Origin of the sequence: Streptococcus caprae (assembly GCF_042649745.1) — a bacterium.
In the GTDB taxonomy this organism is placed as follows: domain Bacteria; phylum Bacillota; class Bacilli; order Lactobacillales; family Streptococcaceae; genus Streptococcus; species Streptococcus caprae.
The window spans coordinates 1-22,011 of record NZ_JBHRZV010000027.1 but is presented as its reverse complement, the minus strand read 5'-3'; the positions used below and the strand labels follow the sequence as shown (position 1 = coordinate 22,011).

23 protein-coding genes are annotated in these 22,011 nt (G+C 45.6%); 20 read left to right on the top strand and 3 right to left on the bottom strand.

The window, feature by feature from the left end; genetic code table 11:
* Positions 1-208 precede the first annotated feature (208 nt).
* The 7 genes from ACFORF_RS03565 to ACFORF_RS03535 all read left to right on the top strand — a co-directional run bounded on the left by ACFORF_RS03565 (position 209) and on the right by ACFORF_RS03535 (position 3,874).
* Positions 209-910, top strand: coding sequence for a histidine phosphatase family protein (locus ACFORF_RS03565; RefSeq protein WP_380425568.1), 702 nt, complete (start codon positions 209-211; stop codon positions 908-910).
* Complete coding sequence (locus ACFORF_RS03560) at positions 894-1,661, top strand: M15 family metallopeptidase (protein ID WP_380425681.1); 768 nt, start codon at positions 894-896, stop codon at positions 1,659-1,661. The genes ACFORF_RS03565 and ACFORF_RS03560 overlap by 17 nt, the downstream gene beginning before the upstream one ends.
* Before the next feature lie 182 nt (positions 1,662-1,843).
* Positions 1,844-2,242: a glucosaminidase domain-containing protein gene (locus tag ACFORF_RS03555; RefSeq protein ID WP_380425679.1), complete on the top strand. Its 399-nt coding sequence runs from the start codon at positions 1,844-1,846 to the stop codon at positions 2,240-2,242.
* An 86-nt stretch (positions 2,243-2,328) separates the two neighbouring features.
* Positions 2,329-2,652 (top strand): antibiotic biosynthesis monooxygenase family protein, encoded by a 324-nt coding sequence (locus tag ACFORF_RS03550; RefSeq protein WP_380425566.1) that lies wholly within the window; start codon positions 2,329-2,331, stop codon positions 2,650-2,652.
* A gap of 185 nt (positions 2,653-2,837) precedes the next feature.
* Positions 2,838-3,155 carry a PadR family transcriptional regulator gene (locus ACFORF_RS03545; RefSeq protein ID WP_380425564.1) on the top strand — a complete coding sequence of 106 codons (318 nt, stop codon included), beginning with the start codon at positions 2,838-2,840 and terminating at the stop codon, positions 3,153-3,155.
* A complete protein-coding gene (locus tag ACFORF_RS03540) occupies positions 3,152-3,430 on the top strand; it encodes a DUF2812 domain-containing protein (RefSeq protein ID WP_380425562.1) in 279 nt (92 codons plus the stop codon). The genes ACFORF_RS03545 and ACFORF_RS03540 overlap by 4 nt, the downstream gene beginning before the upstream one ends.
* 228 nt (positions 3,431-3,658) lie before the next feature.
* A complete protein-coding gene (locus ACFORF_RS03535; protein WP_380425560.1) occupies positions 3,659-3,874 on the top strand; it encodes a hypothetical protein in 216 nt (71 codons plus the stop codon).
* Between the two features lie 9 nt (positions 3,875-3,883).
* On the opposite strand, the gene ACFORF_RS03530 is transcribed toward ACFORF_RS03535, so the two are convergent.
* Both ACFORF_RS03530 and ACFORF_RS03525 read right to left on the bottom strand, forming a co-directional pair.
* The gene (locus ACFORF_RS03530) at positions 3,884-4,750 is read right to left on the bottom strand and encodes a helix-turn-helix domain-containing protein (RefSeq protein WP_380425558.1); all 867 of its coding nucleotides are present in this window, start codon (positions 4,748-4,750) and stop codon (positions 3,884-3,886) included.
* Positions 4,751-4,852: 102 nt separating this feature from the next.
* A complete protein-coding gene (locus tag ACFORF_RS03525; RefSeq protein WP_380425556.1) occupies positions 4,853-6,058 on the bottom strand; it encodes an L-lactate MFS transporter in 1,206 nt (401 codons plus the stop codon).
* Positions 6,059-6,290: 232 nt separating this feature from the next.
* Here ACFORF_RS03525 and ACFORF_RS03520 point away from each other — a divergent pair, with 232 nt between their 5' ends.
* From ACFORF_RS03520 to ACFORF_RS03470, 11 genes are all read left to right on the top strand, one after another.
* Positions 6,291-6,899 carry an NADPH-dependent FMN reductase gene (locus tag ACFORF_RS03520; RefSeq protein ID WP_380425554.1) on the top strand — a complete coding sequence of 203 codons (609 nt, stop codon included), beginning with the start codon at positions 6,291-6,293 and terminating at the stop codon, positions 6,897-6,899.
* Positions 6,900-6,920: 21 nt separating this feature from the next.
* Positions 6,921-9,335 (top strand): flavocytochrome c, encoded by a 2,415-nt coding sequence (locus ACFORF_RS03515; RefSeq protein ID WP_380425552.1) that lies wholly within the window; start codon positions 6,921-6,923, stop codon positions 9,333-9,335.
* Positions 9,336-9,556: 221 nt separating this feature from the next.
* The gene (gene hrcA / locus ACFORF_RS03510; RefSeq protein WP_380425677.1) at positions 9,557-10,585 is read left to right on the top strand and encodes a heat-inducible transcriptional repressor HrcA; all 1,029 of its coding nucleotides are present in this window, start codon (positions 9,557-9,559) and stop codon (positions 10,583-10,585) included.
* Between the two features lie 55 nt (positions 10,586-10,640).
* A complete protein-coding gene (grpE, locus tag ACFORF_RS03505) occupies positions 10,641-11,174 on the top strand; it encodes a nucleotide exchange factor GrpE (protein WP_380425550.1) in 534 nt (177 codons plus the stop codon).
* A 487-nt stretch (positions 11,175-11,661) separates the two neighbouring features.
* Positions 11,662-13,491 (top strand): molecular chaperone DnaK, encoded by a 1,830-nt coding sequence (dnaK, locus tag ACFORF_RS03500; RefSeq protein ID WP_380425548.1) that lies wholly within the window; start codon positions 11,662-11,664, stop codon positions 13,489-13,491.
* A gap of 475 nt (positions 13,492-13,966) precedes the next feature.
* Positions 13,967-15,109 carry a molecular chaperone DnaJ gene (gene dnaJ / locus ACFORF_RS03495; protein WP_380425546.1) on the top strand — a complete coding sequence of 381 codons (1,143 nt, stop codon included), beginning with the start codon at positions 13,967-13,969 and terminating at the stop codon, positions 15,107-15,109.
* Positions 15,110-15,238: 129 nt separating this feature from the next.
* Positions 15,239-15,988 (top strand): tRNA pseudouridine(38-40) synthase TruA, encoded by a 750-nt coding sequence (gene truA, locus ACFORF_RS03490; protein WP_380425544.1) that lies wholly within the window; start codon positions 15,239-15,241, stop codon positions 15,986-15,988.
* On the top strand, positions 15,978-16,742 hold the full coding sequence (locus ACFORF_RS03485; protein WP_380425542.1) for a bifunctional hydroxymethylpyrimidine kinase/phosphomethylpyrimidine kinase: 765 nt from the start codon (positions 15,978-15,980) through the stop codon (positions 16,740-16,742). Before truA ends, ACFORF_RS03485 begins: the two co-directional genes overlap by 11 nt.
* Entirely contained in the window at positions 16,729-17,196 is a 468-nt protein-coding gene (locus tag ACFORF_RS03480; RefSeq protein ID WP_380425540.1) for an ECF transporter S component, read from the top strand. Before ACFORF_RS03485 ends, ACFORF_RS03480 begins: the two co-directional genes overlap by 14 nt.
* 19 nt (positions 17,197-17,215) lie before the next feature.
* Positions 17,216-17,785 carry a TIGR01440 family protein gene (locus tag ACFORF_RS03475; RefSeq protein ID WP_380425538.1) on the top strand — a complete coding sequence of 190 codons (570 nt, stop codon included), beginning with the start codon at positions 17,216-17,218 and terminating at the stop codon, positions 17,783-17,785.
* 9 nt (positions 17,786-17,794) lie between these two features.
* The gene (locus ACFORF_RS03470; protein ID WP_380425536.1) at positions 17,795-18,610 is read left to right on the top strand and encodes a Cof-type HAD-IIB family hydrolase; all 816 of its coding nucleotides are present in this window, start codon (positions 17,795-17,797) and stop codon (positions 18,608-18,610) included.
* Between the two features lie 104 nt (positions 18,611-18,714).
* Here ACFORF_RS03470 and ACFORF_RS03465 read toward each other — a convergent pair whose 3' ends face one another.
* Entirely contained in the window at positions 18,715-19,560 is an 846-nt protein-coding gene (locus ACFORF_RS03465; RefSeq protein ID WP_380425534.1) for a mechanosensitive ion channel family protein, read from the bottom strand.
* Between the two features lie 229 nt (positions 19,561-19,789).
* On the opposite strand from ACFORF_RS03465, the gene tig reads away from it, so the two are divergent.
* Positions 19,790-21,073, top strand: a complete 1,284-nt coding sequence (tig, locus tag ACFORF_RS03460) for a trigger factor (protein WP_380425532.1) — start codon at positions 19,790-19,792, stop codon at positions 21,071-21,073.
* Positions 21,074-21,198: 125 nt separating this feature from the next.
* Positions 21,199-21,774 carry a DNA-directed RNA polymerase subunit delta gene (gene rpoE, locus ACFORF_RS03455; protein WP_380425530.1) on the top strand — a complete coding sequence of 192 codons (576 nt, stop codon included), beginning with the start codon at positions 21,199-21,201 and terminating at the stop codon, positions 21,772-21,774.
* The last annotated feature ends 237 nt before the right edge of the window (positions 21,775-22,011 follow it).

Below are 22,011 nucleotides of genomic sequence, written 5' to 3'. Positions count from 1 at the left end.
CAGAGTACTGTAATGAAGTGTCATTTTAATTTTGAAGAGTGCTTCAATATGTGTAATTGTCAAAAATCAAGGTAACTCGATTACTTATCTCTTAATTAAAAGGGGTTAATGATGAGTTGTAATCAGCATGCAATCATAAGATAGGAGGACTGAACATTTTCTGTTGGCAGGAAACGTGCTATAATAGATAGAGATAAAGGAGAGAAGAATGACACCGATAAAATTATATGTTGTACGTCATGGTAAGACGATGTTTAATACCATTGGTCGGGCTCAAGGTTGGAGTGATTCTCCGCTGACTGAGGCTGGTGAGGAAGGAATCCATGAACTAGGAGCTGGTCTTAAAGCAGAGGGGGTTCCTTTTAAAATGGCCTTTTCCAGTGACTCTGGTCGGACAATGTTGACCATGGATATCCTCTTAGAGGAGCTAGGCTTGACTAACCAAATTCCTTACCAACGAGATAAACGGATTCGCGAGTGGTGTTTTGGGAGTTTGGATGGTGGCTATGATAGTGAATTATTTGTCGGGGTTCTTCCTAGAACTGATATTTTTGCTGGCCGTGATTTGAACCAAGTTCCTTACCCAGAGTTGGCTCAGGGTATTTACGAGGTCGATACTGCAGGTTGGGCTGAAACATGGGAGGAGCTACGTGGTCGCCTATTAGATGGATTTATGTCTATCGCAAAGAGCTTGGAAGCAGATGGCGGTGGGAATGCGCTAGTCGTTAGTCATGGTATGAGTATCGGAACACTTGTCTGGCTTTTAGACCCCAAACGTCCTAAGCAACATATTGAGAACGGCAGCGTTACTATTTTGGAATTTGAAGATGGACAATTATCTGTCGTTAGTGTAGGAGATTTGTCCTACCGTGAGAAAGGACGAGCAATTAGAGATGCGGAAGCAAAATAAAGGTCTTAAGCTAGCAATGGTTTTGGCTTCATTGGTAATTTTTGGTGGAATCTGGTATTGGTTTCTGTCAGGTTCCCATATCAATCAAATGAAAAAAACTGAGCCTAAGGTTCAGACAACAGAATCAACATCGACGAGTACAACGACAAGTCAAAAAGACTCGGATTTACCAGATGTTTCAACGAGTGATTGGAATTTAGTCTTGGTCAATCGTGAGCATTTAACCGAGGAGCTGAGTATTGACTTGACGGAGGTTGAAAGCATCCCAGTTGACTCACGGATTGCTCAACACCTTACGGATTTCTTAGCAGCGGCACGAACAGTAGAAGCCAGTGAGACACTTGTGTCAGGATATCGTAGTGTTGCTGAACAGGCTAAGTTATATACGGAGACCTTGCAGGAAGTTATGGCCAATGACCCGAGCTTGACTCAGGAGGCGGCGGAAGCTGTTGTTCAGGCAACAGTTCAGCCAGCAGGCGCCAGTGAACATCACACTGGGCTTGCTGTTGATATGAGTAATGCTGCGGAATTGAATACGAGTTCAGAAGAAGTTGTCGCTCAAATTAAAGCTCTAGCTCCACAATATGGATTTATCCTGCGCTACGAAGAGAGTAAAACAGCCATTACAGGTATCGGTTATGAGGATTGGCATTGGCGCTACGTCGGTGTGGAGTCCGCTAAGTATATGACGGAGCATAATCTGTCTCTGGAAGAATACATCGCCCTGCTCCAAGAACAAGAGAAGAAATAGCGAGGCTTTATCAGAAAAAAATCGCCTAAAGTTATACTGATCATTGGAATTGCCCTCGTGGTGGGACTCTTGTTGCCCATGATGACTGCCCAGAAATCTACTGCCACACAATCCGTGCAGACTGGGGAAAGTCACGCATCCTTTGTTAAGAAGTTAGCACCTCAGGTACAGGAGTTGGCCAAATCTTATGGGCTCCGCCCCTCTATTTTGCTAGGGCAGGTCATTCTTGGTTCGGATTACGCCAGACCTACCTGACCCACAAATACCATAACCTCCTTCAGTTGGAGGCTAAAAATGGCAGAGCAGGGATTGCTCTTTTAGCCCCGCCCTACGATAACAAGGCTAAAAAGCAGACCAAGTCTTATCAGATTTACCATACTGACTTGGAAAGCTTGGAGGACTATTTGACCAGGCTCAAATCAGGGGAGTGTGGAGACACGCTCTACACAACTCTGGCGACATCAGATGGTTATAAGACTGCTGCCAAGGCCCTGCAGAAATCAGGTTTTTCTGAAGATCCTGACTATGCTAGCAAGCTAATCGCAGTCATCGAGTCTGAAAATCTAACCCAGTATGACTAATTGCTCTGCTATCTTGCGGGGTAAAATGCTTATGAAATGGCTGAAAATGCGCTATAATAAGGGATATCAATCGAGGAGGAACAGCAATGGTAATCGTAAAAACCGTAACATTTGAAGTTAAAAAAGAGGCGCGCGAGAAATTCGAAGCCAAGTTCAAACATGATGCAGAATCGCTAGCTAACTGGGAAACCTGCCTAGCCAACGAAGTATGGATTGCAGAAAAAGAGGCCGCGGTAATCTTGACGGCGATTTCTAAATGGCACTCCGAGGACGATTTCAAGGCTTGGATGAAACGTCCTGAGCATGCCCAAGAGCACAAGGCTCACGCAGCTGAGCGCCGGAGCGAAGACTCTCCGCTCATCAGCAAGAACATGATGAGCTATGAAGAAGTCACTGCGACTACGAAATAATAAGAAGAAAGGCTGATGCAAATCGGTCTTTTTTCATGTCTTCTTGGGAGCACTACGTCGGTTGGCGTGGTGCTTTCTTTTTTGAAAAAATGTTTATCTTCTCTCGGCAAATACATCTCACTACGATATAATCAAGATACAATATAACGGACTACGATACATCGAAGTACGAAAAAGGAGAAGCTATGGAAGACAAAATCAAACGGGTCTACATTCCCATGACCGAGACGGCCTTTTACATCTTGTTTGCTCTGCAAGAAGAGCGTCACGGCTATGAGATTACCCAGGAAAGCAAGCGGTTGACGGCTAATCAGGTTGTCATTAGCCCGGGAACCATGTACGGCACCCTGTCCAAGATGGAAAAGGACGGCCTCATCGCCTTTCACCGGGAGGAGGACAAGCGCAAGATTTACCGCATCACAGATCTTGGACGAGAAGTTTTAGAACTCGAGTTGGCACGAATTGAACGTCTTTATAAAAATAGTAAGGGAGAAATACTATGAAAACCAAAGTAGAATGGAAGAAATTTTTTATCACGGATTTTGAACAAGAAGAAAGATACCTAACTGAGATGCACCGCAAGGGTTGGAAGTTTGTCAGAGTACGCTTTGGCATGTTCTACCATTTTGAAGCGGTGGAATCTGCAGAAGTTACCTATAAGTTGGACTTTGTACAGTTGAAAAAGGCAGAGCGGGAATCTTACTTGCAGATGTATGCGGACTATGGCTGGGAAAACGTTGCTCGTTGTTGGAATTTTGGATTTTTGCAAGGAAGCTAGTCAAGCGGAGGATGCTGAGATTTTCAGCGATAAGGTCAGTAAGCTTGCCATGATTAAGCGGATTTATCGGTCACGGGTTGTCTTGAGTGTGCTTATTTTCATGCTTGCATTTCATGCAGAAAAAGGACCCGTTTTTCGACTGGTATTGGGCCTGATTTACCTCCCACTGATGGCCTATGTCTTGTATTTTTTTACCAGCTGCGCAAGAGCCTTAAGGAGGACTAAAAAATGAAATCTTCATCCCCACAAACCAAGCAAGCTTGTCTAGCGATACTAGGACTAAACATCATCACCTTTACCCTGTTTGTTTTGCCACGGGTCAATTTGTCAGCGACTAGCTTTGCTGGTTGGGCTATCAATGGCGTAGCGGTAGTGCAGGTGGTGTTGATGATAGGATTGGTTGTAAGGATTCTAACCGCTTTCTCTGAGAAGTCTAATAAATAGAAAAATAGCCTACGTTTGTGGGCTATTTTTTTGGCGGTATTGATAAGGAGTGATGTGGTAGGCCTGTTTGAATTGGCGATTAAAGTTGGCTATATTTGTGAATCCAACCTTTTGAGCAATTTCGCGTACAGGTAATCTCGTTTGGACGAGTAAGTCACAGGCGTTGTTGAGTCGGACTTGGATAATAAATTTAAGGCAGCTTCTCCCGATATGTTGTTTGAAAACCGCCATAAAATGCGTACGGCTATAGCCAAAATACTCGGCTAATTCTGAAATCGTCAACTGTTCATGGGCGTGTTGGTAAATGTAATCAATCAGATCTCTTAATTTTTGGTATTTTTGGTAGGTATCATCTGTGTAATGGCGGTTGACATAGCGGTGTTTAAAAACCAAATACAGAAATTCATGTAATTTGGATTTGAGAAGCATATCAAAATAGAGATTCTGTTCGCGGACGATAGAAAAAATCGATAAAAGGCATGATTTGAGAGCTTCGTAGCCAGGCATACCTGGTTGGATACGGGGTGTGAGTTCAAAGTGGTGAATGTAGATGGGCTGCAAGTAACGTTGACTGTATTTGTCGACATTGGAACGCCCTAAGTGATCCAGATGAATAGCAAATGTATCACTCTCTTGCTCCTCGTAAGGCAGCTGTGAGATTGCATGGACGTTGTTTGGCTGAATCAAAATGATGTCTCCAGCCTGACTGTTGAAAACGGTATGGTTAATATGGTAGCAGGCGCTTCCTTTTTGGACATAAATGATTTCGAGCTCTGGATGCCAATGGGATAGGATATCAGATGAGTTACTCGCTAGCGTGGTGTGGTAGCATTCATAGGAAAAGCCTGAAGGGTCGTCTTTGATAGGTTGATTCATGTAGCGTTCCTCCATTACTTCATTATATCATAAAGAAAGCAGTCCATTTTGAGGGATAGAAAAAGACCTGCAGATTTAGAAGCTGCAGGCCTATTACCGTTGTTATTTTTTAGCCGTAAGCTTCATATAGGTAGCATTGAGTGCCAAACCTATTAGAGCAAGAGCGATGGCCACGTAGAAAGCATTGCTATAGTTTCCATTGTTGGCAGCGGCCATTTGAACCGCTACGCGTGGTGCAAAGAAAGCAGCCAAGGAATACCCAGTAAAGACGATACCATAGTTGACACCTTGATTAGCTGGGCCATAATTTTCCATGACAATAGACGGGAATACACCCATAACGCCACCAAAGCAAAGGCCCAGCCCGATAATACCAAGAGCAAAGCCGAATTGACCAGGGATGAGGGTCAAAACGAGAAGGGCACAAGCAACGACTGAGAAGATAATCATGAGGGTTTTGCTCCGACCGATTTTATCAGAAACTGTTCCCCAAATGAACCGTCCGCTGGAGTTACTAATCGAGTAGAGGCTGACATAGAGTGCGGCAGTACCAGCACTTAGTCCGAACATGGATTGGCCAATTGGCGATGCTTGAGATGCGATCATCAAACCAGAGAAAGCCCCTACGAAGAACATTGAAATTATGACATAAAAGATAGGTGTTTTCAACATATCGGTCCAATTTTTGTTTACAGCACCACCACGAGCTTGTGCAGGTGGGGTCCAACCTTCTGGCTTGTAGCCTGCTGGAGCTGGCTTGATAAAGAGTGAAGCAATGAGAACGACGACAATGTAAGCTAAACCGATTGTTTTAAATGCAAAGCTAGCGTTGTGAGATTGGATGAGGTTGCTAGCAATTGGAGAAGCAAGTACAGCAGCAAAGCCCATACCTCCTGTAAGGATACCTGAAGCCAAACCACGTTTATCTGGGAATAGGCGAAGGGTGTTACTGAGTGCACCAGAGTAGGCAAACCCTTGTCCGAGCCCTGCCATCAATCCGTAGGTCACATACAACATACCTGGACTGGTGACATAACCTGTCAGATAAAATCCGATAGCAAACAGCAGTCCGCCAAGAGCGATTGTCCACTTGACATAGCCCTTATCTACCAAGTAACCACCTAAAATCATTGGGATTGGGCCGATTGCTGAGTTAATCGTAAAGGCCATCATAATCTCAGGCATGCTCCATCCTGTTTGTGCGCTTAAAGGTCCAGCAAATACACTAAAGGCATAAACGGCACCTGTACAGAGCAGAATGGCAGTGGAAGCAAAAATGACTTGCCACCGATTCAATTGTTTTTCCATAACAAATCCTCCTGATAATTTGTTTTGTTTTTCACAAGTAATATACCAAACCAGAAAAAGGGTGTCAATCTGATTTTCAGAAAAAAACAGGAAAATTGTTAAAAAAATCACAAAAAGATACAAAGGTCGGAAAAAATGATACTATTGTCTTAAATATACCGCTAATGTATTTACAAAAACCTAGATAATAGTATAATGGCATTAAAATAAAAATGTGAAAGAGGTAACAAACATGAAGTTAGTTGCTATTGTAGGAACCAATTCTTCGCGTTCAACCAATCGAAAACTGCTGAAGTTCATGGCTAGTCACTTTGTGGCAGAGGCGGATATTGAGATTTTAGAAATCAAGGACTTGCCCGCTTTTAATGAACCGGAAGACAAGACAGTACCCGCTGCAGTTGCGGCCTTTTCGGAGGCTATTTTGGCAGCAGACGGTGTGATCATCTCGACGCCCGAGTATGACCATACGATTCCAGCACCTCTAGCTAGCGCACTGGAGTGGATTGCCTATACGACACGAGCATTGGTCAACAAACCAACCATGATTGTTGGCTGCTCGCTTGGTTCTCTAGGGACATCTCGTGCACAAGCTCACTTGCGTCAGATTCTCGATGCACCAGAACTCAAGGCCCGTGTCATGCCAGGCACAGAGTTTTTCTTGGGGCATTCAGAGCAAGTTTTGTATGATGAAGGTCATCTGAACAATCCTGAAAAAGTCGCAGAGTTGGAAGAACATTTTAGTGAATTTATTGAATTTGTCACTTTGACCAACCAGCTAGTAAAGCCAGCAGATACCCATCGGAAAAAATCCTTTATTTGGGAAGAATGGCTTAAGGCATAAAAATATAGAAAGGAATACCGCATGAAATTGATTGGAATTGTTGGTACCAATGCCAACCACTCATACAACCGAATGCTCTTGCAATTCATGCAGCAGCACTTTGCCAAGAAAGCGGACATCGAGATTCTCGAAATCAAAGATATTCCGATGTTCGACGAAACCAATGACCAAACGGATTCGGCTCCAATTCAGCTTTTTAATGAAAAAATTACCGCAGCAGATGCCGTCATCATTGCCACTCCTGAGCACAACCACACCATACCATCTAGTCTGAATAGCTTGCTGGAATGGCTGAGCTTTAACATTCATCCACTGGCTGGCAAACCGACGATGATTGTGGGAGCGTCTTATGATGTGCAGGGTTCATCACGTGCTCAGCTTCATTTGCGCCAAATTTTGGATGCTCCAGGTGTGAATGCCGTTGTCATGCCAGGTTCTGAGTTCTTGCTGGGTAAGGCCCATCGTGCCTTTGACGAGGCTGGGAATCTTAATTCTCAAGGGACTATTGATTTCTTAGAATCTTGTTTCTATAAATTCTTGCGCTTTGCAGATATCACCAACCAGCTCAATGAACCAGAGAAAATCAGCTTTATCCCTGGAACCTATCAGGTGACAACAGTTGGTCACAATGGTGATTTGCCAATGTCTGTAACCTTGTCAGAAGAACGGATTGAAGCAATCAATATTGACTCATCTGGAGAAACCGGTGGGATTGCCGATATCGTCTTTACCCGTGTGCCAAGTGAAATCATCGAGGGACAAACCCTCAATGTCGATGCTATTTCAGGTGCTTCTGTGACCTCAAATGGTGTTTTAGACGGGGTAGCTCGTGCCGTTCGTCAGGCGGGGGGCAACCCAGATGTATTGCGTAGTCGTCCCAAAGCACCATCTGCCCTGGATAAGGAAGATAAGACTTACGACACAGACCTTGTTGTTGTCGGTGGTGGTGGTGCAGGGCTTGCCGCAGCGGCTCGAGCGCTTCAATGTGGCAAACAAGTCATTGTTGTTGAAAAATTCCCATCTGTTGGGGGCAACACAGTTCGTGCAGGCGGTCCTATGAATGCACCAGATCCAGCATGGCAAAATACCTTTGCGGCTCACCCAGGTGAAGACCACAATTTGCAAGAGTTGCATGATATCGATGAAGCGACCATTGACCCAGAGTTCTTGGACGATTTCCGTGCCCTCAAGGTTGAACTGGAAAATTACCTCAAAGATCCAACCTATCTTTTTGATTCAACGCTTCTTTATCGTATCCAGACCTATATTGGTGGGAAACGTAAGGACTTGCAAGGAAATGAAATTCATGGGAACTATGAATTGGTCAAAGTTTTGACAGAACGAGCGCTTGAGTCAGTTCGTTGGTTGGAAGATATCGGTGTCGAATTTGTCCGTGATGAAGTGACTATGCCAGTTGGTGCTCTTTGGCGCCGTGGCCATAAGCCAAAAGTGCCGATGGGAGTGGCCTTTATCTCTGTCCTTAAGGAATTTGTTCTAGAAAATGGCGGGATTATCTTGACCGATACACCAGTTAAGGAACTGCTGGTAACAGAGGGTGTCGTGACGGGCGTGAAAGGTGAAGGACGAAATGGTCAGGCCATCACCGTCAAGGCCAAGGCTGTTGTACTGACGACTGGTGGTTTTGGAGCCAACACCAAGATGCTTCAACAGTACAATACTTACTGGTCAGAGATTGATGACAATATTGCTACATCCAATACACCAGCCGTGACTGGTGATGGGATTCTGCTTGGTCAGTCTGTTGGGGCAGATCTTGTTGGTATGGGCTTTAGCCAGATGATGCCTGTGTCTGATCCAGTGACGGGCGCCCTCTTCTCTGGTTTGCAAGTGCCACCAGCCAACTTTATCATGGTCAATCAACAAGGGAAACGCTTCGTGGATGAGTATGGTAGTCGTGATAAGCTGTCTCAAGCAGCCATTGATAACGGCGGTCTCTTCTATCTAATTGCGGATGATAACATCAAGGCAACGGCTTATAACACTAGCCAGGAGAAAATTGATGCCCAAGTAGCAGCAGGGACACTTTTCCGTGCAGAAACACTAGAAGAACTAGCTACTCAAATCAATATTGAGCCAGCTGTCTTAGTTGAAACCATTACCAATTACAATTCTTATGTTGATGCTGGCTTTGACCCAGAGTTCAATAAAGGTGGCTTTGATCTGAAGTGTGTGCAGGCACCGTTTTATGCAACACCACGGAAACCAGCGGTTCACCATACTATGGGTGGTCTCAAGATTGACACACAAACTCATGTCATCGGTGAAGATGGTCGCATCATCAACGGCCTTTACGCAGCAGGCGAAGTTGCTGGAGGTTTACATGCGGGGAACCGTCTAGGAGGAAACTCTCTAACAGATATCTTTACCTTTGGTCGTATCGCAGCGGACACTGCAATTGCAGAGCATATTGTCTAAATGGTCGGATTGTCTCGGTCTTAAGATGTATTTTTAGCACTCTTGGTTAAAGAGTGCTAATTTTTGTGCTTTTTGGCTTGACACAGGGTGGAAAAGGGGTATAATTAAATCATGAGTTAGCACTCTAACACATCGAGTGCTAACATTACTAGCAGTCTGAGACGGCAGTTGCAAGAAGCTCTGCTATGGACCGCTAGAAACCATCGATGAAGGGAGTCCTTATGATCACCCAGCGTCAAAATGATATTTTAAATCTGATTGTGGAGCTCTTCACCCAGACCCATGAACCGGTTGGGTCTAAGGCGCTCAAGGAGTCCATCGCCTCCAGTTCGGCGACGATTCGAAACGACATGGCAATCTTGGAGCAATTGGGCTTGCTGGAAAAGGCCCATACCTCCAGTGGACGGATGCCGAGTCCGGCGGGCTTTCAGTACTTTGTCAAGCACTCACTCAATTTGGAGCAGATCAACGAGGAAGATGTCTACCGGGTAATCAAGGCCTTTGATTTTGAAGCCTATAAGTTGGAAGATATCTTAGCCAGAGCCAGCCAGCTCTTGGCAGACCTGACGGGCTATACGTCGGTTATCCTGGATGTGGAGCCCAAGCAACAAAAGCTGACGTCCTTTGATATCGTTCCCTTGTCCAGTCACGACGGCTTGGCTGTGTTGACCTTGGACGACTCGCGGCCAGTGACCGTTCAGTTTGCCATCCCCAAGAATTTCCTGCTGAGAGACTTGGAGCGACTGACAGAGCTGGTTCAAGAGCGGTTCCTCAACCAAAGTGTCCTTGACATTCACTATCGCCTGCGGACTGAGATTCCTCAGATTGTCCAGCGCTACTTTACCACCACGGATAACGTTTTGGATTTGATGGATTACATCTTTTCTAGCCTCTTTGAGGAGACGGTCTTCATGGCTGGTAAGGTCGCGTCGCTCAACTATGGCAGTCTAGAGACTTATCAGTTTTTGGACCATAGCCAAGCTGTTGCAGTCAGTTTGCGTCAGGACATGGACGAGGTCACCAAGATCCGAGTGGCGGATCACCCAGAGCCTGCGCTCCAGCAGGTGACGGTCATCAGCCATCCCTTCCCCGTTCCTTATCGGGGGCTGGCCCTGATGAGTCTGATAGGCCCAATTGACATGGACTATCGTCGTCAGATGAGCTTGATCAACGTTATCTCCCGTGTCCTCTTTATGAAACTCAGTGATTACTATCGCTATCTCAATAGCAATCACTATGAAGTGAATTAAAGACAAGGCTGAACAGAGAGCTCTGCTATTATAAAAAGAAGAAAGAGGTATACCCTTGACAGAAGAAGTTAAAGACGAGGTCCAAAATGAGGACCTGCAAGATCAGCCGGTTGTGGAGGAAGCTGAGAAAAAAGTAGAGGAGGCTCCTGAAAAATCGGAGCTGGAACTGGCTAACGAACGGGCGGAAGACTTTGAAAATAAGTACCTCCGTGCCCACGCTGAAATGCAAAATATTCAGCGTCGTAGCAACGAGGAGCGTCAGAGTCTCCAGCGTTATCGTTCTCAGGATTTGGCCAAGAAAATCTTGCCGAGCCTGGATAACCTGGAGCGTGCACTAGCAGTTGAGGGCATCAGTGAAGACGTGGCCAAGGGTATCAGCATGGTGCAGGACAGCCTCATCCAAGCCCTCAAAGAAGAAGGTGTCACAGAAGTTGCGGTTGAAGCTTTTGACCACAACCTTCACATGGCGGTTCAAACCCTGCCAGCAGATGATGACCATCCAGCTGACACCATCGCCCAAGTCCTCCAAAAAGGCTACCAACTCCACGACCGACTCCTTAGACCAGCTATGGTTGTGGTGTATAACTAGTCAATAATGATGGGCGTTAAAACGCCTCATCATTATACGGCAACCGCTATGGCGGATTGCCTAGACTCCTTACTAGTTCGATAGTAAAATGGTATCGATTTTGCTATCGAACGTCGCAATTACACTATACAATGTTAATAGCTAATCAAAAAAATAAATTTGTCCGAAATGACAGAAAACTAGGCGGTAAGTCAGAAATCTTTGATTTCGTCGACGCACTCCCGCAAGGCTGATGAGACCTTTCACAGTCCGAAGGACGAAGAAATGACCATCAGCTACTGCGAACTAAGAAATTACAGCGAGCGCATGCGAGCTGACCAAATGCTCTCTGCCGTAGTCAAAAGAAGATAACCGTTAGGTTATCTGCGAGGGAAAAATTGAGACCTTAGGCTCAATTTTTAGCCACGAGACACCAAAGGTGGCTACTGGTGTTCCGACTACTTAAGGAGAGCATGAAAGAAAAATTTAATTAAAAGAGGAAAAAACTATGTCTAAAATCATCGGTATCGACCTTGGTACAACCAACTCAGCAGTAGCAGTTCTTGAAGGAACTGAATCAAAAATCATTGCCAATCCAGAAGGCAACCGCACAACACCGTCTGTTGTGTCTTTCAAAAACGGTGAAATCATCGTTGGTGATGCCGCAAAACGTCAAGCTGTAACCAACCCAGACACAATCTTGTCTATCAAATCAAAAATGGGAACAGCTGAAAAAGTAGCTGCCAACGGTAAAGAATACACACCACAAGAAATCTCTGCCATGATCCTTCAATACTTGAAAGGTTATGCTGAAGATTACCTTGGTGAAAAAGTAACCAAAGCCGTTATCACTGTACCAGCTTACTTTAACGACGCGCAACGTCAAGCGACAAAAGATGCTGGTAAGATTGCAGGTCTTGAAGTAGAACGTATCGTTAACGAACCAACCGCAGCTGCCCTTGCTTATGGTCTTGATAAGACAGATAAAGATGAAAAAATCCTCGTCTTTGACCTTGGTGGTGGTACCTTCGACGTGTCAATCCTTGAACTTGGTGACGGTGTCTTCGACGTACTCGCAACTTCAGGTGACAACACTCTTGGTGGTGACGACTTTGACGACAAAATCATCGAGCATTTAGTTGCTGAATTCAAAAAAGAAAACGGCATCGACCTGTCTAAAGACAAGATGGCTATGCAACGCTTGAAAGATGCTGCTGAAAAAGCTAAGAAAGACTTGTCTGGTGTAACATCAACACAAATCAGCTTGCCGTTCATTACAGCTGGCGATGCTGGACCTCTCCACTTGGAATTGACCCTCACACGTGCTAAATTCGACGATTTGACAGCTGACTTGGTAGAACGTACCAAAGCACCTGTTCGTCAAGCCCTCTCTGATGCTGGCTTGTCAGCAAGCGACTTGGATGAAATCATCTTGGTTGGTGGTTCTACACGTATACCAGCGGTTGTCGAAGCTGTCCGTAAAGAAACAGGCAAAGAGCCAAACAAATCAGTTAACCCTGATGAAGTTGTTGCCATGGGTGCAGCCATCCAAGGTGGTGTTATCACTGGTGATGTCAAAGACGTTGTCCTTCTTGACGTGACTCCATTGTCACTCGGTATCGAAACTATGGGTGGTGTATTTACAAAACTCATCGACCGTAACACAACTATCCCAACTTCTAAATCACAAGTCTTCTCAACTGCAGCAGACAACCAACCAGCGGTGGACATCCACGTTCTTCAAGGTGAGCGTCCAATGGCTGCGGACAACAAGACCCTCGGTCGTTTCCAATTGACAGACATCCCTGCAGCGCCTCGTGGTATTCCACAAATCGAAGTAACCTTCGACATCGACAAGAACGGTATCGTATCTGTTAAGGCTAAAGACCTTGGTACGCAAAAAGAGCAAACCATCGTTATCCAATCTAACTCAGGCTTGACAGACGAAGAAATCGAAAAAATGATGAAGGATGCTGAAGCAAACGCAGAAGCAGATGCTAAACGTAAAGAAGAAGTTGACCTTCGCAACGAAGTTGACCAAATGATCTTTGCAACAGAGAAAACCATCAAGGAAACTGAAGGCAAAGGCTTTGACACAGAACGCGATGCAGCTCAAGCTGCCCTTGACGAACTCAAGGCTGCTCAAGAAGCCAACAACATCGACGACATGAAGGCCAAACTTGAAGCCCTCAACGAAAAAGCTCAAGCCCTTGCTGTGAAAATGTACGAACAAGCAGCAGCCGCTCAACAAGCAGCCGCAGGTGCACAAGGTGCTGAAAACACAAGCGCAGATAACGCAGGCGACGACGTCGTAGACGGCGAGTTTACGGAGAAATAAAACAGTCCTGTGGACTGTTTTATCCCTCGAGCCTGGAAACTAGGAGTGAGGGTAATAGGTAAGCTACTATGATGGTCTGCCTAGTAACATACAAACAAAGACTGACGTGGTCAGAGAACAATATATCGAAACCAGAGGTTGAACCCCAGCCTCTGGTTTTGAGAATAAGACAGAAATCGGTCAGCAAAGCTGCGATTTCGTTGTCTTATCTCCGCAAGGCTGACGAGGCTAGTCACAAGCAAAGGCGATGTGAACTGTCCGTCAGCTACTGCGACACATCTGTTGCTATAGAAAAATGTGTCGCTGAGAAAGATACTTTTCGCCATGGTGGAAAGTATATGACTCATGAATTGAATCATATACTCGGAAGTTTGAAGACTTTAGGCTTCAAACTTAGGTATGGAACTCCGTTAGGAGGTTGCTACCGTTCGCACCATTTCAGAAAAGTATCAATAAAAACCTAAAGGTAAAAAACATGAATAATACAGAATACTACGACCGCTTAGGTGTTTCTAAATCCGCGTCGCAAGACGAGATCAAGAAAGCCTATCGGAAATTATCAAAAAAATATCACCCTGACATCAATAAGGAAGCTGGGGCTGAACAAAAATATAAGGACGTCCAAGAGGCCTACGAGACTCTCGGTGACGAGCAAAAACGGGCCAATTATGACCAGTTTGGAGCAGCAGGAGCCAATGGCGGCTTCGGCGGTGGTGCAGGTGGCTTTGGTGGCTTTGATGGTGGTGGCTTCGGCGGTTTCGAAGACATCTTCTCTAGCTTTTTCGGCGGTGCTACAGGTGCTTCACGCAATCCTAATGCGCCCCGTCAAGGGGATGACCTTCAATACCGGATCAATCTGAGCTTTGAAGAAGCCATCTTTGGTATCGAGAAGGAAATCAAATACAACCGTGAGACAACGTGTCATACCTGTACGGGTTCTGGTTGTAAGCCAGGGACAAGTCCAATCACTTGTAGCAAGTGCCGTGGAACAGGGGTTATCAATATTGATACCCAAACACCGCTTGGTATGATGCGCCGTCAGGCAACCTGTGATGTCTGTCATGGCCGCGGCCAAGAAATCAAGGATCCTTGCCAAACCTGTCGTGGAACAGGTCACGAAGACGAATCGCATAGCGTTTCTGTTAAAATTCCTGCAGGTGTGGAGACAGGACAGCAAATTCGTCTGCAAGGTCAAGGTGAAGCCGGCTTTAACGGTGGTCCTTACGGAGATCTCTTCGTCGTTATCAGCGTACAACCTAGCGACAAATTCAAGCGTGATGGGTCAACCATTTACTATAACTTGGACCTTAACTTTGTTCAAGCGGCGTTGGGAGACACCATTGATGTACCAACGGTACACGGTGATGTAGCCCTGTCTATTCCGGCGGGTACCCAAACTGGTAAGACCTTCCGTCTCAAGGGTAAGGGAGCTCCGCGATTGCGCGGTAATGGCCAAGGTGACCAACACGTGACGGTAACAGTTGTCACTCCAACTAAACTCAATGATGCTCAAAAACAAGCCCTTAAGGACTTTGCGGCTGCTTCTGGTATGAGCGATGTCCATCCTAAGAAAAAAGGGTTCTTCGACAAGATGAAGGATGCCTTTGAGGGAGAATAAGTCTAATCAACCAATCTTCGTGTGGAGGTTGGTTTTTTATGATGACATGATTAGATATCTTATTCTGTACCCGTACAGTGATTCTTCTTTTTTCTCCTTTGTCTTCCAGTCCAGTGATACAATAGCTTCATGACACGATATAAAGCGATTATTTCCTATGATGGGACCTTGTTTTCAGGCTTTCAGAGACAGCCTGGGGAGCGGACGGTCCAGGAGGAATTGGAAAAAACCTTACAACGATTAAATAGTGGTCAGCCTGTCATCATTTTTGGAGCTGGACGGACCGATGCTGGCGTTCACGCTTATGGCCAGGTTATTCATTTTGATTTGCCCCAGGCTCGTGATGTGGAAAAGCTCCGCTTTGGTCTAGATACCCAAGCCCCAGAGGATATTGATGTAGTTTCTGTTGAGCAGGTGGCGGATGATTTTCATGCCCGCTATGATAAGCACAACAAGACCTATGAGTTTTTGGTGGATACGGGGCGACCAAAAAATCCCATGATGCGCCACTATGCGACCGCCTATCCCTATCCACTGGATTTGGATCTCATGCAAGAGGCAATTAAGGACTTAGTGGGAACCCATGATTTTACAGGCTTTACTGCGACGGGGACCAGTGTGGAAAATAAGATCCGTACTATCACAAGGGCAACTGTAGAACCAGAGGGAAGACCTAATATGCTGGTCTTTACCTTTACAGGCAATGGTTTTCTTTACAAGCAGGTTCGCAATATGGTCGGTACGCTACTCAAAATTGGGAACCATCGCATGCCAGTCTCTCAAATTAAAACCGTTTTGGAGAGTCGTGATCGAAACCTAGCTGGTCCAACTGCCGCAGGCAATGGCCTCTACCTCAAGGAGATTATCTATGACAAGTGATTACATTTTAGCCCTTTCAGGCAATGATATTTTTAGCGGTGGTGGCCTCCACGCAGACCTAGCTACCTATACGGTCAACCAGCAGCATGGATTTCTGGCCTTGACCTGCATGACAGCTATCACAGAAAATGGCTTTGAGGTTTTTCCTGTGGATACTGCCCTTTATCAGGCTCAACTCCAGTCTCTTAAAAAGGTGCCCTTTTCAGGCATCAAACTGGGTCTCTTGCCCAACGTCGAGGTCGCTGAAGTCAGTCTAGCCTTTGTCAAGGAACATGCGGGAATCCCTATCGTCCTTGATCCCGTTCTAGTCTGCAAGGAGACCCACGATGTGGAGGTGAGCAGTCTGCGGGCAGAGCTCCTCAAGTTCTTCCCCCATGTCACCATCATCACGCCAAATCTGGTAGAAGCTGAGCTATTGTCCCAACAAACCATTAAAACTCTGGACGATATGAAGGCAGTCGCTAAGCTCCTCCACAGTTACGGTGTCCCCAATGTGGTTATTAAGGGAGGGAATCGCCTCAGCAAGACAACGGCAATCGATGTTTTTTATGACGGGGAGACCCTGAAGGTCTTTGAAAGTCCGGTCCTTGACAAGAACAATACAGGGGCGGGCTGTACCTTTGCTTCAAGCATCGCCAGCAATCTGGTCAAGGGCTTGATTCCGCTTGACGCGGTTCGCGAGGCCAAGAATTTTGTCTACCAGGCCATCCAAGCATCCAATGAATACGGAGTTGTCCAATATGCAAACCACTAAAACCAAAGAACGTGCCCTTTTAGCGATTTTAACCGCCCTCTCCCTAGTCCTGGCCCACGTGATCCTGCCGACTCCTACGGGCTTTGTGACCTTGCTGGACGTCGGAGTCTTCTTCACCGCCTTTTATCTAGGAGGCCGTCAGGGGGCTATTGTCGGTGGCTTGGCTGGCTTTCTCATCGACCTGCTCCTAGGCTATCCCCAGTACATGGTCTTTAGTCTCCTCGCTCATGGTCTTCAGGGCTATTTTGCAGGTTTTTCTGGGAAAAAGCAGAGCCTGGATCTGGTTTTAGCCAGTCTTGTCATGGTCGGAGTCTATGCGGTTGCTGCCCTGGTTTTGGGTTATGGATTTCCAGCAGCAGTGGCCAGCATCCCGACCAACCTTGCCCAAAATCTCGTCGGTATGGCCCTCGGTTATGCCCTCTACCGTCTCCTCAAAGGCCGTCTGCCGTTCTAATGCTCAATAGGAGGTTATTATGACTCTTTCACATACAGAACTGGCCCAACAAACCCGGGTCATTACAGAAGATATCGTTGATCGCTCTGCCATTCAAGCGGGTCAGATTTTTGTTCTTGGCTTGTCGAGTTCTGAGGTCGCTGGCGGTGTTATCGGCCAAGCGTCTAGCCTGGAAATTGGCGAAATTATCGTCCAAACGATCTTAGAAGTCCTGACACCACGTGGCATCTATTTGGCAGTTCAAGGCTGTGAGCATCTCAATCGAGCCCTGGTGGTCGAAGAGGATGTGGCCCTCGTCAAGAACCTGGAAATCGTCAACGTCTTACCAAGCCTGCATGCGGGTGGTTCAGGCCAGCTGGCTGCCTTCAAGTACATGACTCATCCGGTCGAAGTGGAGGAAGTGGTGGCCCATGCGGGACTGGATATTGGGGATACCTCAATCGGCATGCATGTCAAGCGCGTGCAGGTACCCCTACGTCCCATCCAGCGTGAACTGGGAGGTGCTCACGTCACAGCCCTTGCCAGCCGACCAAAACTGATTGGTGGTGCGCGTGCGGAATATCAACAAGACCCAATCCGGAAATTTTAGGAGGCATGCATGTATCATTTGATTGCCTTTGACATGGACGGGACCTTGCTTAATAGTCATAAGGAAATTAGCCCAACTACGCAAGAGGCTATCCGTGAAGCTAGCCTGGCTGGGAAAGAAGTGGTCCTGTCAACGGGGCGCGCCTTGTCGGAATTAGCGGACTATCTGCCTGATCTTCCATGTGTGCACTATGGTATTTTGGCCAGCGGAGCGGTGCTCTGCGATTTTCAAAACCAAACCGTTCTGCAGAAAACTCCTATCCCTATAGATTTAGCTCTCAACCTTGCGACCTATGCCCGTCAGGGGCAGGTGATGGTGCTGGCTATGAAAGATGGCCAGGGCTACCTGCAGCGGTCTCACCTGGAGACGATTGAGCGTTTTCACGTCTCCCATTATCGTCAACTCTATGAGAAGACGGCTGTTCTAGTCGATAATATCTATGATTTTGTGGAAGAGCATGCTGGGGATTTGGAGAAAATCAACCTCTATCATCAAACAGCAAATGCTCGTGACGCTGGCTATGAGGTTCTCCTTTCGGACCGTTTAGCTGTGGTAAAAGCAGAGCAGTCAGGATTAGAATTCACGGCCGCCGGTGTCCACAAGGGAGCAGGACTCGATCAACTCTGTGACTTGCTAGGACTATCAATCGCAGCAACTATTGCTGTTGGTGATGCGGATAACGACCGTGAAATTCTAGTCCAAGCAGGTCTTGGCCTTGCTATGGGAAATGCTAGCGATGATATTAAAACTCTTGCAGATCACATTCTACCTACAAACGACCAAGACGGTTGTGTCAGAGCTATTACAGATTATTTGTTGCAGTGATTTTTAAAACTTAAAGTCCTAAGATATTGCATCACACAGGAGTTTCTTGCTCAGATTCATGAATATATGAAAACCACCCAGAATCAAAATTCTGGGTGGTTCTTTTAGTCGGTTGGCTGTTGTTCGGTTGCCAGTGGCCGTTCAGACAGGAGTCCCTGTCGCCTGAGGGCATCTTGGTAAAGGTGGTAGAAGTGGTAATAAATCTGTCCTTGTTTACCGTTCTGCGTTTGGATATCCACGCGGAAAATAGGCTGACCAGTCGTGCTGGTTCGAGCTCCCTGGATGATAGGTTCAGCCAAGATTTCAGGGAATTGGGGCACCTTACTTGCGTTGATTTGGGCAATGGTTTGGGAAATCTTGTCCAAGTCTGCATCCATTGGCACAGGCAAGTCAATCTGGGCCCGCATGGGCCCACGAGATAGGTTGCTGACGAGGGTGATATTGCGGTTGGGGATAAAATGAAGGGACCCATCCTGGTCACGAATCTGAGTGGAACGGATGCCGACGTCGGAGACGGTCCCAGTCACTGTCTGAATTTTAACCGTATCACCGACATCGTATTGCCGTTCCATCAGGATAAAAACGCCATTGACCACGTCTGTTAAAAAGCCTTGGGCACCAAGCCCGATAGCAAGTCCAGCGATTCCAGCCCCAGCGAGTAGACTCGAAATGGGGAGTCCAAGGATTGCCAGCACCGCATAAATCAAAATGAAGTAGAGGCTATAGTTCCATACGTTTTGAAAGAGTTTGGTCAGGGTCCGCTGTCTGGCTTCGCTACTAAAGGCAAAGGGGTCGGATTTAAAGTGGATTTTTTCAGCGACATGGCGGGTTAACCGCTTAAAAATACCCCAAACGATAATGAAGAGGACTAGATTGATACAGCGTGTGATCAGACTTAGTCCCAAAGCTTCCAAGTTTAAGGAATCTAAATAATGTTGAATATAGGTCATAAGGTATCCTTTACAGTAAACGTCAGTTCGATAGGTACTCTCTTAGTCTACCAAAAAAAGTTAAAATTGCCTAAAGTGAACTAATCAAAGAAAAGCAATGCCTATCAGCTCCATGCTCTGCTATTGTCCAAAAGCCTTAAAACCAAGAAATTTAAAGAAAATAGTTTGAAAAATACCTAAAATATGGTAAACTGAACTGTACTATAATTATTTAAGGAGAATGACATTCATGTCTGTATCATTTGAAAATAAAGAAACAAACCATGGTGTGGTGACCTTTACAATCGGTCAAGACCAAATCAAACCAGCCTTGGACAAAGTCTTCAACCGTATTAAGAAAGATATCAACTTGCCAGGTTTCCGTAAGGGCCAAGTGCCACGTCCAATCTTCAACCAAAAATTTGGTGAAGAAGCCCTTTACGAAGATGCCTTGAATGCCCTTCTTCCGGCAGCTTATGAAGCAGCAATTGCAGAGCTTGGACTCGATGTTGTCGCTCAACCAAAAATTGACGTTGTTTCTATGGAAAAAGGTCAAGACTGGACAATCACAGCTGAAGTTGTGACAAAACCTGAAGTTAAATTGGGTGACTACAAAGACCTTGCAGTTTCTGTAGATGTTACTAAAGAAGTAACTGATGAAGATGTTGATGCAAAAATCGAGCGTGAGCGCAACAACTTGGCTGAGTTGGCAATCAAAGACGGTGCTGCTGAAAAAGGCGACACAGTTGTGATTGACTTCGTTGGTTCTGTTGACGGCGTTGAATTCGACGGTGGAAAAGGCGACAACTTCTCACTTGAACTTGGTTCAGGCCAATTTATCCCAGGCTTCGAAGATCAATTGGTTGGTAGTAAGGCTGGCGATGAAGTGAAGGTTAACGTAACCTTCCCAGAAGACTATCAAGCTGAAGACTTGGCTGGTAAAGATGCCCTCTTCGTAACAACAGTTCACGAAGTTAAGGCTAAAGAAGTTCCTGCTCTTGACGATGAATTGGCTAAAGATATCGACGAAGAAGTCGAAACACTTGATGAGTTGAAAGCTAAATACCGTAAGGAACTTGAAGCAGCTAAAGAAATCGCCTTTGACGATGCGGTTGAAGGTGCTGCAATCGAGCTTGCTGTGGCAAACGCTGAAATCGTTGACCTTCCAAGCGAAATGGTTCACGATGAAGTTCACCGTGCTATGAACGAATTCCTTGGAAACATGCAACGTCAAGGTATCAACCCAGACATGTACTACCAATTGACTGGTACAACTGAGCAAGACCTCCACAACCAATTTGAAGCGGACGCTGAAAAACGTACGAAGACAAACTTGGTTATCGAAGCAATTGCTAAGGCTGAAGGCTTTGAAGCAAGCGACGAAGAAATCGAAAAAGAAATCAACGATCTTGCGACTGAGTACAACATGGAAGTTGCTCAAGTACGTAGCCTCCTTTCAGCTGACATGCTAAAACATGACATCGCTATGAAAAAAGCAGTTGAAGTGATTACAAGCACTGCAAGTGTAAAATAAGACAAATGAATGAAAGTCAGGACTTGGTCTTGGCTTTTGTCTTTTTGATAAAAGGCTATAAATACTTTGACGAAAAGGGAATTTTAGCGTAAAATAGTAAGGAATGATAAAAAAGGAGAACTGCCTTGGAATTAGATGTATTTGCAGGACAAGAAAAAAGTGAACTCTCGATGATTGAAGTGGCCCGTGCGATTTTAGAGGAACGTGGTCGTGAGCAAGAGATGTACTTCAGTGATTTGGTAAACGAGATTCAAAACTACCTCGGTAAATCTGACGAGGAAATCCGTAACGCTCTGCCATTTTTCTATGCAGACCTTAATACAGATGGTAGCTTCATTCCGCTTGGCGAGAACAAATGGGGCTTGCGTTCATGGTACGCTATCGATGAAATCGATGAAGAAATTATCACTCTTGAAGAAGAAGAAGAAGGTGCTCCAAAACGTAAGAAAAAACGTGTTAATGCCTTCATGGATGGTGATGATGATGCCATTGATTACAGTGATGATGATCCAGAAGATGACGATTATGAATCTACTTCAGACGAAATGGAATACGATGAAGAAAATCCAGATGATGAAAAGTCAGAAGTGGATTCCTATGATTCTGAATTGAATGAAATTATCACAGATGACGATGTTGATGAGGATGTCGAGTTAAACGAAGAAGATGATGACGTTGATGAAGAAGAAGACGCCGAATAATCTAAACATATGATTATTGAGTAGATGAAAAATCTACTCTTTTTTTGTCGAGTATGGAAAAAATAGCTTGTGGTAGGTCAAGTCGATTAGAGGAGACCTTCTTTGTTATCACTTGAAAGAAGGTTTTGAAAATAGAGTTGAAAGTTCTAAAATGAAGTTAGCCAGTTGAGAGTATGAAAAAACATCCCAGAGAGATATAATGTAGTTCACCACAAACACATTAAAAGGAACTCTGAG

What these genes read in the sequence shown, in the direction of transcription:
- ACFORF_RS03565 (WP_380425568.1), top strand. Translation starts at nt 209, where the DNA reads ATGACACCGATAAAATTATATGTTGTACGTCATGGTAAGACGATGTTT.
- tig (WP_380425532.1), top strand. Translation starts at nt 19,790, where the DNA reads ATGTCTGTATCATTTGAAAATAAAGAAACAAACCATGGTGTGGTGACC.
- truA (WP_380425544.1), top strand. Translation starts at nt 15,239, where the DNA reads ATGACACGATATAAAGCGATTATTTCCTATGATGGGACCTTGTTTTCA.
- ACFORF_RS03530 (WP_380425558.1), bottom strand. Translation starts at nt 4,750, where the DNA reads ATGAATCAACCTATCAAAGACGACCCTTCAGGCTTTTCCTATGAATGC.
- ACFORF_RS03545 (WP_380425564.1), top strand. Translation starts at nt 2,838, where the DNA reads ATGGAAGACAAAATCAAACGGGTCTACATTCCCATGACCGAGACGGCC.
- hrcA (WP_380425677.1), top strand. Translation starts at nt 9,557, where the DNA reads ATGATCACCCAGCGTCAAAATGATATTTTAAATCTGATTGTGGAGCTC.
- ACFORF_RS03515 (WP_380425552.1), top strand. Translation starts at nt 6,921, where the DNA reads ATGAAATTGATTGGAATTGTTGGTACCAATGCCAACCACTCATACAAC.
- ACFORF_RS03540 (WP_380425562.1), top strand. Translation starts at nt 3,152, where the DNA reads ATGAAAACCAAAGTAGAATGGAAGAAATTTTTTATCACGGATTTTGAA.
- ACFORF_RS03560 (WP_380425681.1), top strand. Translation starts at nt 894, where the DNA reads ATGCGGAAGCAAAATAAAGGTCTTAAGCTAGCAATGGTTTTGGCTTCA.
- ACFORF_RS03535 (WP_380425560.1), top strand. Translation starts at nt 3,659, where the DNA reads ATGAAATCTTCATCCCCACAAACCAAGCAAGCTTGTCTAGCGATACTA.
- ACFORF_RS03475 (WP_380425538.1), top strand. Translation starts at nt 17,216, where the DNA reads ATGACTCTTTCACATACAGAACTGGCCCAACAAACCCGGGTCATTACA.
- ACFORF_RS03465 (WP_380425534.1), bottom strand. Translation starts at nt 19,560, where the DNA reads ATGACCTATATTCAACATTATTTAGATTCCTTAAACTTGGAAGCTTTG.
- ACFORF_RS03480 (WP_380425540.1), top strand. Translation starts at nt 16,729, where the DNA reads ATGCAAACCACTAAAACCAAAGAACGTGCCCTTTTAGCGATTTTAACC.
- ACFORF_RS03550 (WP_380425566.1), top strand. Translation starts at nt 2,329, where the DNA reads ATGGTAATCGTAAAAACCGTAACATTTGAAGTTAAAAAAGAGGCGCGC.
- dnaK (WP_380425548.1), top strand. Translation starts at nt 11,662, where the DNA reads ATGTCTAAAATCATCGGTATCGACCTTGGTACAACCAACTCAGCAGTA.
- ACFORF_RS03520 (WP_380425554.1), top strand. Translation starts at nt 6,291, where the DNA reads ATGAAGTTAGTTGCTATTGTAGGAACCAATTCTTCGCGTTCAACCAAT.
- ACFORF_RS03525 (WP_380425556.1), bottom strand. Translation starts at nt 6,058, where the DNA reads ATGGAAAAACAATTGAATCGGTGGCAAGTCATTTTTGCTTCCACTGCC.
- dnaJ (WP_380425546.1), top strand. Translation starts at nt 13,967, where the DNA reads ATGAATAATACAGAATACTACGACCGCTTAGGTGTTTCTAAATCCGCG.
- ACFORF_RS03470 (WP_380425536.1), top strand. Translation starts at nt 17,795, where the DNA reads ATGTATCATTTGATTGCCTTTGACATGGACGGGACCTTGCTTAATAGT.
- ACFORF_RS03485 (WP_380425542.1), top strand. Translation starts at nt 15,978, where the DNA reads ATGACAAGTGATTACATTTTAGCCCTTTCAGGCAATGATATTTTTAGC.